The sequence below is a fragment of the Gordonia sp. IEGM753 genome (genome assembly GCF_050321825.1).
In the GTDB taxonomy this organism is placed as follows: Bacteria; Pseudomonadota; Gammaproteobacteria; order Pseudomonadales; family Pseudomonadaceae; genus Aquipseudomonas.
The window spans coordinates 2,248,685-2,261,917 of the sequence record NZ_JBNQGB010000001.1; the positions used below are offsets into that span (position 1 = coordinate 2,248,685).

Here is a 13,233-nt window from a genome sequence, read left to right on the forward strand (position 1 = left end):
ACGCCTCCGAATACGTTTTAGATCGCAGCTTTTAAGTCAATAAATAGCGTTATTAATCAATAGCTTAATAAAACCAAACACCCCTGAAAAACACTTGGCACGATCTCTGCTCTAGCCCCTTTAGCGAAACTTTAAAGGGGAGATTAAAATGCATAAACTCAATCCAATTGCCAAGGGTATCTGGCTGACTTTACTGCTGGCCGGGGGCGGCGTCAGCGAGGGTTTGCTGGCAGCGCAAGCGACAGACAGCGACGCCGACAAAAGCAGCACCGAGCCTGCGCTTAAAACCGTGACCGTCACTGCTCAACACCGGGAAGAAACCCTGCAGGAAATTCCAGTAGCGGTGTCCGCGGTACAAGGCACCAGCCTGGTGGCCGATGGTGTGCGCAACATGGGCGACATCCTGACATTCATTCCCAACGCGTCGGCGAAAAACCCCGACGGTGATGGTCGGCCACGCTGGTACATCCGTGGCCTGGGCACCGGCGATACGGGCGCTGCCACCGTGTTCCCGGTGGGGATCTACGCTGACGACGTGTACCTGAACGCGCCGATTGCCGGCGGCGGTCCGTTGTTCGACCTGGAGCGCATCGAAATCCTGCGCGGCCCACAAGGCACGCTGTACGGCAAAAACACCACGGCCGGCGCGGTGAATATCATTTCCAAAAAGCCGTCCTTCGACACCGATGGCTTCGGTACGATCGGTTTTGGCAGCAAGAACGAGCGCATCGTCAGCGGTGCTATCGGCGGTGCGCTGGTGGATGAAAAACTGGCGGCTCGCGTCTCGCTGTACTCCGAGGAACGTGATGGCTTCCAGAAAAACCTGGTGGATGACCACACCTATGGCGACGTCAACAAGAAAGCCGTGCGCCTGCAGTTCCTGGCGCAGTTGAACCCCGACCTGGACGCCTTGCTGAAAATCCACAGCCGCGAGTTCAAGGGCGACGGCAGTAACGGTTCGCTGCCGGTCGGCCGTTACTACAATGTCGGTTATCAGAGAGCGAACGGACGCAACATTGCGCTCAACGTTGATGAAGACGCCAAGCTCAATCACGACGGAACCTCGCTGACGCTGAACTGGCACCTGGGCGATTACACCCTGACGTCCATAAGTGCCTACGACTACATCCGCGGGCAGTCCACCAGTGACGCCGACTACACGCCCTATGAGGTCAACGGTGCAGCGGTTTCAGACAACAAATACGCGCAGTACTCGCAAGAAATCCGCCTGGCCTCACCGCAACAGGAAACCTTGCGCTGGCTGGTGGGCGCGCATTACTTCCACGAAGACCTCGACAGTTCTGCCCAGCGTTTCATTACGCCTGGCCCGACACCCAACGGCACAGGGTCGAACCAGACTGGAGGGGCAACCGACTTGCGCGACCTGAACTACGACCACACCACTGATAGCTACGCGCTGTTTGGCAACCTGACTTACGACTTCACCGATGATTTCACCGTTACCGGTGGCTTGCGCTGGACCCAGGAAAAGAAAGACATCGACCTTGACCTGACCCAGTTGACACGCACCACTGCCAATGGCCCGCTGGTGGCATTGGGCGGCGTCGGCACCAATGGCAATCGTCAGGAAAACAAGACCTGGGAAGCCTGGACGTATGACCTGACGCCCGAATACCGGATCAACGATAACGTGCGGGTGTTCTTCCGATATGCCCACGGCTTCCGGTCCGGTGGTTTTAATACCGGCCTGTCGACCAGCCTTGCGCAGCTGACCACGGTTGACCCGGAGCAACTCGACGCGTACGAAATCGGCCTCAAGTCCGAGTGGTTCAACCATCGACTCACGGCTAACGCCAACATTTTCTACTACGACTACTCGGACATTCAGGTCAACCTGCTGACCGTCAACAACGGGGTGCTGACCACTGCGCTGACCAACGGCGCCAAGGGTACGGTCAAAGGTGCCGAACTGGAGCTGGAGGGCCAGCCGACCGATTACCTGCACCTGCGCGCGGCGGTGTCGTTCCTCGACACTGAATACACCGACTTTAAAAACACCAACCCCAACACCGGAGCAGTCACTGGCGATTACAGCGGCAACAGCTTCGTGCGCTCCCCGCGCAACGTGGTGTCGCTCGGCGCCGATTACACCTTCCCGCTGGAAATCGGCGGCAAGTTGGTGGCGGGCGGCGATGTCAGTTACCGCGACAAAGAGTACTTCCTGGCGGACCGTCAGAGCAGTGTCGACAAAACGCTCAGCCAAGCGCATTACACCTTGGCCAACACTCGCCTGACATGGTTCAGCCCGGATGAAAAACTCAGCGTCACCGGTTTCGTCAATAACGTCACCGACCGTCGTTATCAGGTTCACGGCCGGCCAAACGGTACGCTCGGCCAATACGTCATCACCTACGGCGACCCGCGCACCGTGGGCCTGAGCGTCACCAGCCGCTTCTGATAAATCCCCTTAGCAGGCGCTGCCTGGTCGGCGCCTGTTGATCCCCTCTGCCCTCGAAAGGAATCCCGTTATGTTCCATCGCACTCCGTTGGCCGGCGCCGTCGCGCTGGTCATTGGCAGCTTTGCCGTGCCTGTCGTGGCGGCCCAGACCCAACCCTCCGCCAATAGCAGCGAGCCTCTCGATACGGTGGTGGTACTCGGCACACGCCGCAGTGATGTGACCGCCCTGGAAAGCGCCGCACCGGTAGACGTGTTGTCTGCCGCGCAGCTGGAGCAGACCGGCGCCAGCGACTTGTCGGGCGCCCTCACCGCCCTGTCACCGTCGTTCACTTACCCGCAATCACCGCAAGGCGCATTTGCCGGCTCCATCGCCCAGGGCGCTTCCTTGCGTGGCCTGGCGTCGGACCAGGTGCTGGTACTGGTCAACGGCAAACGCCGCCACACCAGCGCCAACGTCACCCGGCAAAGCCTGGTCAACGGACGCGGTGCGGCGGCGGTCGACCTGAGCCTGATTCCGCTGAGTGCGATCCAGCGTGTCGAGATCTTGCGCGATGGTGCCGCGGCCCAGTACGGCTCCGACGCCATTGCCGGGGTAATCAACATTGTGCTCAAGGAAAAGGATGACGGCGGCAACCTGGGTTACCGCTTTGGTGGCTACGACAAGGGTGACGGTATCCAGCGCAAACTCAGCGGCTGGAAAGGTTTTGCCCTGCCCAACGACGGCTTCCTGACCCTGAGTTTCGACGCTGGCAGCCAGGACCCGGCCAGCGACACCAACCCCGACAACCGGATCTTCTACCCCGGCGATACCAGCATCAACACCGCGCGTGAGCAGAATAACCGCTACCGCACCTGGCGTTGGGGCGCGGGCAATGTGTCGGACCAATACAATTTTGCCGCCAACAGTGAAATCGGCATCGGTGAAGGTTTGACGGCCTATGGCTTCGCCACGTATTCGCACAAAAACACCGATGCCGAAGGCTTTTTCGACCCACCGACAACGCTGCGCAATAACTACAGCTCGACTGCGCTGGCACGCTTTCCCGACGGGCGCTTGCCGATCACCCGCTACTCGTTGGAAGACTATGCGTTGACCGGCGGCCTGCGCTATGAAAACGAGCAACTTGGCGCGTTCGACTTCGCGGTCAATCATGGCGATAACACGCTGGATTCCACCGACCGTAACGCGATCAACCCGAGCTGGGGCGTCAACAGTCCAGAGAAGATCTACACCGGCCAACGTGATGCCGACCAGACCAACATCACGCTGGACTGGGTGCGCGATTTCCCGACTGACCTGCTGTTCAAACCGCTGACACTCTCTGCCGGCCTGGCCTGGCGCAAAGAGAACTATGAGCTGAGTGCCGGCGATGCAGCGGGCTGGCAGAACGGGCCGTTGTTCAATACTGTCGACCCGATTACCCGTCGACGCATTCCCGGCTACTACTCAGGCATCACCCAGGTCGACGCCGCCTCACTGGACCGTACAGTGCTGGGCGCCTACGTCGATGTCGAAGGCCAGATCACCGAGAAGTTCCAGGCTGGCGTCGCGGTGCGCAGCGAGCACTATTCGGACTTCGGCGACACCACCAACGGCAAGCTCTCGCTGCGCTACGACTTCACGCCGCAGATCGCCGCACGGGCCACGGCCAGCACGGGCTATCGCGCGCCGTCGCTGGTGCAGAGCGGTTTGTCTTCGTTCAGCGTGCAGGTGGTGGAACAGCCACCGGGCAGCGGTAATTACGTAGAGGTGCAGCAACGCACGCTGCGCGCCGACAGCCCGGAAGCCGCACTGCTGGGCGGTAAATCGCTGAAACCCGAGGAGTCCACCAGTTACTCCCTTGGGCTGGTGTGGCGTCCGCTAAGCAATGCCTCGGTAACGCTGGACGCCTACCGCATCGACATCGACAACCGCATCACCCTCTCCGATCAGTTGCCGACAGCAGTGGTATCACCGATCTTTGCCGGCACGCCTTACGCGAATATCCAGAGCGCGGCGTTTTACACCAACGTCGCGGACACCCGCACCGATGGAGTCGAGTTGACCGGCAACTATCAGGTGGACCTGCAACGATGGGGACGCCTGAACCTGAGCAGCGGTTACAGCCAGAACAACACCAAAATCACCGCGCTGCGCGACGTCGGCAACATTGCTGGCTCGCAGATTGTCGGCCGCACCACCCAAGGCCTGATCGAAGACGGCACCCCAAAAAACAAGCTGATACTCAGCGCCAACTGGCTCTATGACCAATGGGGCGTGACCGTGGCGCAGCGCCGCTACGGTGAATGGAAAAGCCTGAACGCGACCAACCCGACGCTGGACCAGACCTATAGCCCGCAATGGGTAACCGACCTCGACCTTTCCTACACCTTCAACAAGGCGCTCAAAGTGTCGGTGGGCGCGATCAACCTTTTCGACACCCATCCCGACAAGGCGGATGGCGCGCAGTTGTACGGCGTACCGAAGTACTCGATCACCAGCCCTGAAGGTGCACAAGGCGCGTTTTACTACACCAGCGTCAGCTACGACTTCTGAGCTGAAAAAGGCCCACAGGAAACCGGCTTGCCGGTGATGGCGACCGTGAAATCGCCATCGCTGGCAAACCAGTCTCCTATAGGATCGGGTGAGGATCACGATGCCGGGCATTCGCATATTTTGTAGGAAACCGGCTTGCCGGTGATGGCGACCGTGAAATCGCAATCGCTGGCTAGCCAGTCTCCTACAGGGCCGGGTGAGGATCACGATGCCGGGCATTCGCACATTTTGTAGGAAACCGGCTTGCCGGTGATGGCGACCGTGAAATCGCCATCGCTGGCAAGCCAGTCTCCTACAGGGCCGGGTGAGGATCACGATGCCGGGCATTCGCACATTTTGTAGGAAACCGGCTCGCCGGTGATGGCGTCTTCTCAATCGCAGGGAATTGCTGGTTGGGTGTTGCTGTGGCAGCAGCGGCTGTTGGCAGGGCATCAATGGATAGTGTTGTAGCTGTCGTTATTGCTGGCGGGTCAATGTCTACAGGTTGTACACCGTCCTGTGGGAGCTGGCCTGCCAGCGATAGCGTCACCCCGTTGCAGCACACATTGCGGCACTGGCACAGCTCTTGCGATACCGCTTGGGTACTTCGCCGAATTAAGACCTGCCATGCCCATTCACCGTCTGTTGTCGTCTCTGACCTGGCTTATCTCCCCCGCTGCCCTGTTGCTGGTGTGGGCACTGGTGGCTGCGGCCGGGATTTTTCCGCGTAACCTGCTTGTGCCACCGGCACAGGTCTGGCAAACCTTCGAAGCCCTGTCCGTCAGCGGCGAATTGCTCGAGCACCTGCTTAACAGCCTGTCGCGACTGGGGCTGGGTTTCGCCATTGGCTCGCTCTGCGGCCTGGCATTCGGGGTACTGATGGCGTTGTCGAAGAACGTCGAGATCTACTGCTCAGCGCTATTCCATACGCTGCGCCAGATCCCCAGCATCGCGCTGATCCCGATGTTTGTGCTGCTGTTCGGCATCGATGAAACGTTCAAGATCATCATCGTCGCCAAGACTGCATTTTTCCCCGTTGCGCTGGCGGCCAGCGAGGGCGTCAAAGCGATCCCGCGCAGCTACTTTGAGGTTGCTGACGTCTATCGCCTGCGCTGGCCGACATTCGTCCACGAGATCGCCCTGCCCGCCGCCGCCCCTGGAATCATCACCGGTTTTCGCATCAGCCTGACCCGCGCCTGGGTGGTGTTGGTGGCGACCGAATTGCTGGCGGCCGACAGCGGCCTGGGACAGATGATTGAAATGAGCCGCCAGATGTTGCGCATTGATGTGGTGATGGTCGGCGTGGTGGTCACCGGTGTGATCGGTTTTGTACTGGATTTTAGTTTTCGCCAACTGGAACAGCGGCTGTTCCGCTGGCAGACCCGCTAGGAGCCGTGAATGTCTGGTTTTTTCAATAAAGCACGCGGCCTGTTGTTGCCACTGTTGTTGATCGGTGGCTGGGAATTGCTGTCGAGGCAGGACGCCGCTGGCGCTTACGCCTTTGTGCCGCTGTCGACAATTGGCTCGGCGCTGATCGAGCTGTTGGCCAACGGCGAGTTACTGGTGAACTTGTGGGCCAGCCTTGCCCGCACCACCACCGGGCTCGCGTTCGGCATTGCCTTCGGCGTGCTGCTGGGCGTGCTGATGGCGCTGTCTACCGTGGCCAATCGGTTGATCGGCCCACTGTTCCACTCGATCCGCCAGGTGCCGATGCTCGGCTGGATCCCGCTGATCGCGATGTGGTTCGGCAACGGTGAATTCTCCAAGGTGCTGATTGTCAGTCTGGCGGCGTTTTACCCCATGGTGCTCAACACCTATCAAGGCTTCAGTCACGTGGAACAGCGCTACCGCGAAGTCGGCCACGTGCTGGTATTGAGTCGTTGGCAGCAGTTCTGCCACGTGTTGCTGCCCGCAGCACTGCCCAGTATTGCCACTGGCGTCTTGCACGCTTTGGCGTTTGCCTGGGTGACGGCCGTCGGCAGTGAACTGTTCCTGTCTTCCGGCGCGGGCCTGGGCAATTTGATGATGAACGCCGAGGCCGGCTCACGCATGGAAGTCATTGTCCTCAGCGTACTGTGCATCGGCCTCTGCGGTTACTTGATGACCCTGCTATTCACTCTTCTGAGCCGCCACCTGCTGCGCTGGCGCAACACTCGTTGAAAGGCCAATACCCATGAACGCAATTGCCCAATACGCGGAGCAACACCACACTTCATTGCAATCCGGTGCGCTGGATATTCGCGGCCTGAGCAAGGCTTACCGGATCGAAGGCCAACCGCTTCCAGTGCTGCAGAACATTGATCTTCAGGTGCGCCCCGGCGAGTTCGTGAGCATCGTCGGTGCCAGTGGCTGCGGTAAATCCACGCTGTTACGGCTGATCGTTGGCCTGGAAGCCGATTATGAAGGCGACATTTTACTGGACGGCAAACGGATTGTTGGCACCAGCCTAGAGCGCGGAATCGTGTTTCAGGACCACCGATTATTCCCGTGGATGACCCTGAGCAAAAACATTGCCCTGGCGTTGAAAAACCATCCCCTGTCATCGGCGGAAAAAGACCGGTTGGTGGCCGAACACATCGCCTTGGTCAACCTCGACGGTTTCGAAAACGCCTACCCGCATCAACTCTCCGGCGGTATGGCGCAACGTGCAGCCATCGCCCGGGCGCTGATCAACAAGCCGAAAGTATTGTTACTGGACGAACCCCTTGGCGCGCTGGATGCCCTGACTCGCGTGCGCCTGCAACACGAGTTGCAGCGCATCTGGGTGCAACAGCGCTGCACCGTCATCATGGTCACCCATGACATCGAGGAAGCGTTGTACCTGGGCGACCGGGTGATTGTGATGGACGCTCATCCGGGTCGCATCAAGCACGAAATCAGAGTTGACCTGCCTCATCCCCGCGACCGCAGTTCGACTATTTTGCAGGGCTACAAGGAACAACTGCTGGAGGAATTGGTGGGGCACTGAACATTTAGTTGGTGCTCACTATCCATTTTTGTGGGAGCCGGGCTTGCCCGCGAAGGGGCCGGCACATTCAACATCAGTATTGGCAGACACATTGTCATCGCGAGCAGGCTCGCTCCCACATTTGATCGGTGTCGAACACTTGGTTGGCGTTCACCACAAAACCTATGGGAGGGGGCTTGCCCGCGATGGGGCCGGCACATTCAGCATCATTATTGGCAGACACATTGTCATCGCGAGCAGGCTCGCTCCCACATTTGATCGGTGTCGAGCACTTGATTGGCGTTCACCACAAAACCTGTGGGAGCAAGCTTGCTCGCGAAGGGGCCGGAACATTCAACATCATTATTGGCAGACACATTGTCATCGCGAGCAGGCTCGCTCCCACATTTGATCGGTGTCGAGCACTTGATTGGCGTTCACCACAAAACCTGTGGGTCTGTGTCGAACACGTGGTTGGCGTTCACTACAAAACCTGTGGGAGCGAGCCTGCTCGCGATGGGTCGATCTATTCGAATCAGGTGGGAGTTCACCAAATTGCAGGCAAAAAAAAGCCCAGGCAGCTGATGGACGCCTGGGACTCAAAATGCATAAACCGTGGTGGTGAACGCGGGGCGGATATTACGGAATATTTCGACATGTAACAAGATATTTTTATTAACCATAAAGTTACTAAGGTCGATAACCTGTTAAATATCCACAATTTTTTAAGGGGTGATTATAAAAACCAACGGTATTCACGCGCGTTGATATCTTGCATGAACGCCAAATGGTCTTGGCGTTTGTTCTCGCAGTAGACATCAACAAACTCGGCGCCCAAGCCTTCGCGTAGCTGTGCGTTGGTTTGCATGGACTGCACCGCTTCAAGCATTTGCGTTGGAAAATCGATACCGCTGCTGCGGTCTTCGTTGAGAGGCGCAATCGGTTCACGTGCGGCCTCCAGGCCTTGCTCCAACCCCACCAGAATCGCTGCCAATACCAGGTAAGGATTGGCATCGGCGCCGGCAAGCCGATGTTCAACACGCAGATTTCCAGCGTCCGATTCGGGCACCCGCAGGCAGGCGTCGCGGTCTTCAAAACCCCAGCTCGCGCGGGTCGCGACGTTGACGGTGCCGCTCAAGCGGCGCATGGCATTGTGATTGGGGGCGAAGATCGGCATGCAGTGCGGCAACACCTCAAGGCAACCCGCCACGGCATGACGCAACGCTCGCTGCTCGTTCGCAGCCAGCACGTTATTCCCGGCTTCATCGTAAAGGCTCACATGCACATGCATGCCGCTGCCGGGATGCTGCAGGTAAGGCTTGGCCATGAAACTGGCGCGGTAATTGTGCTTGAGTGCCACGCCACGCGTGCTACGGCAGAATAAGGCGGCCCAATCGGCGGCACGCAAGCCGTCGTCGAGGTGGCCAAAATTGATCTCGAACTGACCGGGGCCGAGTTCGGCGGTGATCACCGTGGCATCGACGCCTTGCGCCCGTGCGGTCTCGACCATTTCATCAAGCACAGGGGCAAATCGTGACAGCCGTTCGATGTGCATGTTCGGCTGATCGTCGGCGTCGTCGGTCAACGGATCCCGGGCGAACTGTGGCAAGCCATCACGCAATTGACGATCGAACAGATAAAACTCCAGCTCGAACGCCACCACCGGGAACAAACCTTTGCCAGCGAGGCGCTGCAGCACGCGCGCCAGGACTTCTCGCGGTTCGAATTCAATCGGTTTTTCAGTGCCGTCGGAGGTGATCAGCATCTGCCCCAGCACTTGTTTTTCCCACGTTACCGGTTTCAATGTCCCGGCCACCAGGCGACGCGGCGCATCCGGGTCGCCATCGTTGAAACAGTAGTCGCCAATCTTGAACAGCCCGCCCTGGGCGCCCAGCAACACGCAGTTTTGCGGCAGCTTCAGTACGCTGCCCGCAGCCACTTTTTCCAGCATCTCGATCGGGTAACGCTTGCCGTAGAAATGCCCCGGGATGTCCAGGGAGATCAGGTCCACGTAACGCACATCGGGAAATCGCTGGCGAAAGTTTCGAACCTCGGCCAGCAGATCTGAGCACACAGCATCCATCATGGTGTTCCTTGTTGTTTTAATCAGGTGTAGACCCACAGGACCCGGGTGAGATGGTCGGTTAAATTGCCATAGCGGCAATGGGTATGACTGGCCAGTTGAAAGCTGTCGCCGACGCCCAGCGTCACCGGTAGATCGTCATCCAGCCACAGCGTCAGTTCCCCTTCGAGGACATAACCGCCCTGCTCCGAGCTGTCATTCATGTGCCGGTCACCGCTGCTGGCACCGGCCTCGAGTCGGCTTTCGAGCATCGAAAAAGAGGCGCGCATTTTCGGCGAGACCATGATGTCGGTGATCCCGTCGGCGTAATACAGGGTGCGACGCTCGTCCGGGCGGGTGACCCAGGGCAATACCTTGGGTTTGGGCAGGCTGTAGAAATAAGTGGTCGGCACGCCAAGGGTTTCGCTGATGGCGGTCAGGTCCGCCACTGTGGGGCGCGACAGCCCACGCTCGACCTGCGAGAGGAAGCCGACGGAGCGCCCGATCTTATCGGCCAGCTCTTTCAACGTGTACTTTTTGTGTTTGCGCAGGTCCTGAATCAAGATCGCCAACGCTGATATTTCTTCTTGCATGTCCATCGATGGCTTCCAGTAAGGGTGCGGTTCAAAGGCTGTCGCGTAATCGATACCAGGCCTTGCCGATAGCTTCCAACGGGGCCGCCATGTATTGGCCGCCGGGGAAGCTGTCGTTGATCAACCCTTCGTACAACGCCAACTCATCTGATTGACCGAGTATTGCGTCCGATACGGCGCGTGCCGCGGCCAATGTCGGCAGCACACCGTGGCCGGAATACCCCTGCAGCCAGTACAACTCGCCGCGCCGGCCAATGTCCGGTGTGCGCTTGAGGGTCAGGTCTATGTGTCCGCCCCAAGCGAACTCCAGATCCACGCCTTGCAACTGCGGGAACACGCGCTGCAGAAAGGGCCGCGTGGCTGCCGCGATGTCCTTCGGCATCCCGCCGAGGTAGGTACAACCACCGCCGAACAGCAACCGGTTATCCGGCGTGCGCCGGAAGTAATCGAGCACAAACTGGTTGTCGGTAACGCACACATTGCCCGGCAACAGCGAGGTTGCCAGCTCTTCAGAGAGCGGCGCGGTGGCTACCTGGTAAGTGCCGACAGGCAACACGCGGCTCGACAGCGAGGAGTCCAGCCGATCAAGGTAGGCGTTGCAGGCCAGCACCAATACATCGGCCCGAATGAGCCCGCGTTCGGTGGTAACCACGTAGCGATCACCCTCCTGGCGATAGCTCAGCGCTTTACTTTGCTCATGAATACTGCCGCCGGCTCGCTCAATCGCGGCAGCCAGGCCAAGTGCCAACTTCAATGGGTTCAAGTGCCCGCCTTCAGGATCGAACAACCCGGCCTGATAACGATCACTGGCCACCCATTGCGGCAATTGCTCACGCGGGATGAATTGCAAACCGTCGTGCCCCCATTTATGGCTCGCCTCGTGCTGCCAATCCGTCAGCAAACTCACCCGCCGCGGCAACACCGACGTCCACAGATGACCGGCCCGATAATCACAATCGAAATAGTGCCGACCCGGCAAATCGCGCAACTCCCGCGCGGCCCAGCGCATGCCATCCCACAAACGCCTTGCGCGTTCATAGCCCAGTGCAGCCTCCAGCGGCGGCATATCACACGACCAGCCGAGAATCGCCTGCCCGCCATTGCGCCCAGAGGCTGCCCACGCCACTCGACTGGCCTCGAGCACGGTGACGCGTTTGCCGGCCAAGGCCAGGCGCAAGGCCGTGTGCAAACCGCTGAAGCCGGCGCCGATGATCACTACGTCGGCTTGGTGCTCACCTTGCAAAGCCGCCCGATCCACCAAACGATCCGCACAGGAATGGGCGTAATAGCTGTCTACGTGGTGGGTGGATTGCTGAAACATGCCGGCCTCGTGAAATTTTGTATTTTTAATTTCATGAAAAAATACAGACTTAATTTCACAGACGCAACTTTTCGGGGCACAAAAAATCCCGCCAGCGAGATTCCTGGCGGGATTTTCCTGGACTGGCTGCGTTATTCAAACGCAGCTTTCGGCCACTCAGGCAATCGGTATCAGCGGATCTGCAGCGGCCCACGCGGATTCACGATTGGCCGCTGGAGGGTAGATCCACACCGTGTTTATCTGGGTCTTCAGCGACTTGCCTTCCTGCTTGACCAGTTTGACCTGGCGATCCCAGCCTTCGGTGTAAACCGCGCCCCAGGCCCCCAAATCCAGGCACGTCACGTACTTGGGTTGACGGTAGGGTGTCGGGGCCACGCCGAGGATTTGCGCGGCGACATTATTGCCGGCATGACGCCCCAGGACGATGGCGTGCTGACAGGTCATCATTGCGAAATTGCCGATATCATCAGAGGCCGCCCGGGCGACGTCTCCGGTCGCAAAAATGTGTTCTTGGCCGACGACTCTCAAATTGCCATCCACGTGCAGGCGCCCCTGCTGATCGCGCTCGCCAGGAATTTGTTCGGTCAACGAACTGGCCCGCACACCGGTGGTCCAGACCACCGTTTTGGCATCGATACGCTGACCATCGGCCAGGGTAACGCCATTGTCATCGACGGAAACTACAGAGGCGTTCAACCGCCACTTCACGCCCAGTTCGGTGCTGGCATCAGCGATCGACAGGCTGATTTCTTCGCCCATGGACGCACCGATCTTCTCGCCACGGTCAACGATAATAACGTTGATATCAGCTTCGTCTCCGAGAATGGCACGCAAACGAGCGGGCATTTCAGTCGCAGTTTCAATCCCGGTAAAACCACCACCCGCAACCACCACGGTGTTTCGAGCGCTGCTTTGTGGCAGGTGCACCAAGGATTCAAGGTGCTTTTCGAGGCGCACGGCGTGTTCGATCTGGTCAACGTCAAAGGCAAATTCCGCGACACCCGGCGTATTCGGCACGGCGAGACGGCTGCCGGAAGCCAGAACGAGTTTGTCGTAGCTGCGCACCTGTTTTGCCCCAAATTCATCGACGTAACCCACACGCTTTTGCTGCACGTCGATGGTCTCGGCAGCGCCCTTGATGAAATTGACACCTACGGCATCGAACAGCTCGCCAATCGGTGCGGCCAGTTGGTGTGCGTTCGGCTCATAAAAGCGCGGACGCACTCGTAGCTCCGCCTGCGGGGCCAGAACGGTCACTTCAACGTCGTTATGACCGTGAATATCGAACAGGCGCGTGGCGCTCAACGCCGTCCACATGCCACCAAAACCTGCGCCGATTACCAAAATGTGCTGTTTCATCTATCGCTCCAAAGGGG

9 protein-coding genes are annotated in these 13,233 nt (G+C 58.9%); 5 read left to right on the top strand and 4 right to left on the bottom strand.

Features of this window, described 5'->3' with window-relative positions:
• Window positions 1-148 precede the first annotated feature (148 nt).
• The 5 genes from ACQR3R_RS10015 to ACQR3R_RS10035 all read left to right on the top strand — a co-directional run bounded on the left by ACQR3R_RS10015 (window position 149) and on the right by ACQR3R_RS10035 (window position 7,902).
• On the top strand, window positions 149-2,419 hold the full coding sequence (locus tag ACQR3R_RS10015; RefSeq protein WP_428271940.1) for a TonB-dependent receptor domain-containing protein: 2,271 nt from the start codon (window positions 149-151) through the stop codon (window positions 2,417-2,419).
• Between the two features lie 70 nt (window positions 2,420-2,489).
• Window positions 2,490-4,955 carry a TonB-dependent receptor domain-containing protein gene (locus tag ACQR3R_RS10020; protein ID WP_428271941.1) on the top strand — a complete coding sequence of 822 codons (2,466 nt, stop codon included), beginning with the start codon at window positions 2,490-2,492 and terminating at the stop codon, window positions 4,953-4,955.
• A gap of 606 nt (window positions 4,956-5,561) precedes the next feature.
• Window positions 5,562-6,323 (top strand): ABC transporter permease subunit, encoded by a 762-nt coding sequence (locus tag ACQR3R_RS10025; RefSeq protein WP_428271942.1) that lies wholly within the window; start codon window positions 5,562-5,564, stop codon window positions 6,321-6,323.
• A 9-nt stretch (window positions 6,324-6,332) separates the two neighbouring features.
• A complete protein-coding gene (locus tag ACQR3R_RS10030; RefSeq protein ID WP_428271943.1) occupies window positions 6,333-7,094 on the top strand; it encodes an ABC transporter permease subunit in 762 nt (253 codons plus the stop codon).
• A gap of 13 nt (window positions 7,095-7,107) precedes the next feature.
• Window positions 7,108-7,902 carry an ATP-binding cassette domain-containing protein gene (locus ACQR3R_RS10035; protein WP_428271944.1) on the top strand — a complete coding sequence of 265 codons (795 nt, stop codon included), beginning with the start codon at window positions 7,108-7,110 and terminating at the stop codon, window positions 7,900-7,902.
• Window positions 7,903-8,617: 715 nt separating this feature from the next.
• Here the strand turns inward: ACQR3R_RS10035 and ACQR3R_RS10040 are convergent.
• The 4 genes from ACQR3R_RS10040 to ACQR3R_RS10055 form a co-directional block, all read right to left on the bottom strand.
• On the bottom strand, window positions 8,618-9,967 hold the full coding sequence (locus tag ACQR3R_RS10040; RefSeq protein ID WP_428271945.1) for a glutamine synthetase family protein: 1,350 nt from the start codon (window positions 9,965-9,967) through the stop codon (window positions 8,618-8,620).
• Between the two features lie 20 nt (window positions 9,968-9,987).
• Complete coding sequence (locus tag ACQR3R_RS10045; RefSeq protein ID WP_428271947.1) at window positions 9,988-10,542, bottom strand: helix-turn-helix domain-containing protein; 555 nt, start codon at window positions 10,540-10,542, stop codon at window positions 9,988-9,990.
• 25 nt (window positions 10,543-10,567) lie between these two features.
• Window positions 10,568-11,857: an FAD-dependent oxidoreductase gene (locus ACQR3R_RS10050; protein WP_428271948.1), complete on the bottom strand. Its 1,290-nt coding sequence runs from the start codon at window positions 11,855-11,857 to the stop codon at window positions 10,568-10,570.
• A 156-nt stretch (window positions 11,858-12,013) separates the two neighbouring features.
• Complete coding sequence (locus ACQR3R_RS10055) at window positions 12,014-13,216, bottom strand: FAD-dependent oxidoreductase (RefSeq protein ID WP_428271949.1); 1,203 nt, start codon at window positions 13,214-13,216, stop codon at window positions 12,014-12,016.
• Between the last annotated feature and the right edge of the window lie 17 nt (window positions 13,217-13,233).

What these genes read in the sequence shown, in the direction of transcription:
- ACQR3R_RS10015 (WP_428271940.1), top strand. Translation starts at nt 149, where the DNA reads ATGCATAAACTCAATCCAATTGCCAAGGGTATCTGGCTGACTTTACTG.
- ACQR3R_RS10020 (WP_428271941.1), top strand. Translation starts at nt 2,490, where the DNA reads ATGTTCCATCGCACTCCGTTGGCCGGCGCCGTCGCGCTGGTCATTGGC.
- ACQR3R_RS10025 (WP_428271942.1), top strand. Translation starts at nt 5,562, where the DNA reads ATGCCCATTCACCGTCTGTTGTCGTCTCTGACCTGGCTTATCTCCCCC.
- ACQR3R_RS10030 (WP_428271943.1), top strand. Translation starts at nt 6,333, where the DNA reads ATGTCTGGTTTTTTCAATAAAGCACGCGGCCTGTTGTTGCCACTGTTG.
- ACQR3R_RS10035 (WP_428271944.1), top strand. Translation starts at nt 7,108, where the DNA reads ATGAACGCAATTGCCCAATACGCGGAGCAACACCACACTTCATTGCAA.
- ACQR3R_RS10040 (WP_428271945.1), bottom strand. Translation starts at nt 9,967, where the DNA reads ATGATGGATGCTGTGTGCTCAGATCTGCTGGCCGAGGTTCGAAACTTT.
- ACQR3R_RS10045 (WP_428271947.1), bottom strand. Translation starts at nt 10,542, where the DNA reads ATGGACATGCAAGAAGAAATATCAGCGTTGGCGATCTTGATTCAGGAC.
- ACQR3R_RS10050 (WP_428271948.1), bottom strand. Translation starts at nt 11,857, where the DNA reads ATGTTTCAGCAATCCACCCACCACGTAGACAGCTATTACGCCCATTCC.
- ACQR3R_RS10055 (WP_428271949.1), bottom strand. Translation starts at nt 13,216, where the DNA reads ATGAAACAGCACATTTTGGTAATCGGCGCAGGTTTTGGTGGCATGTGG.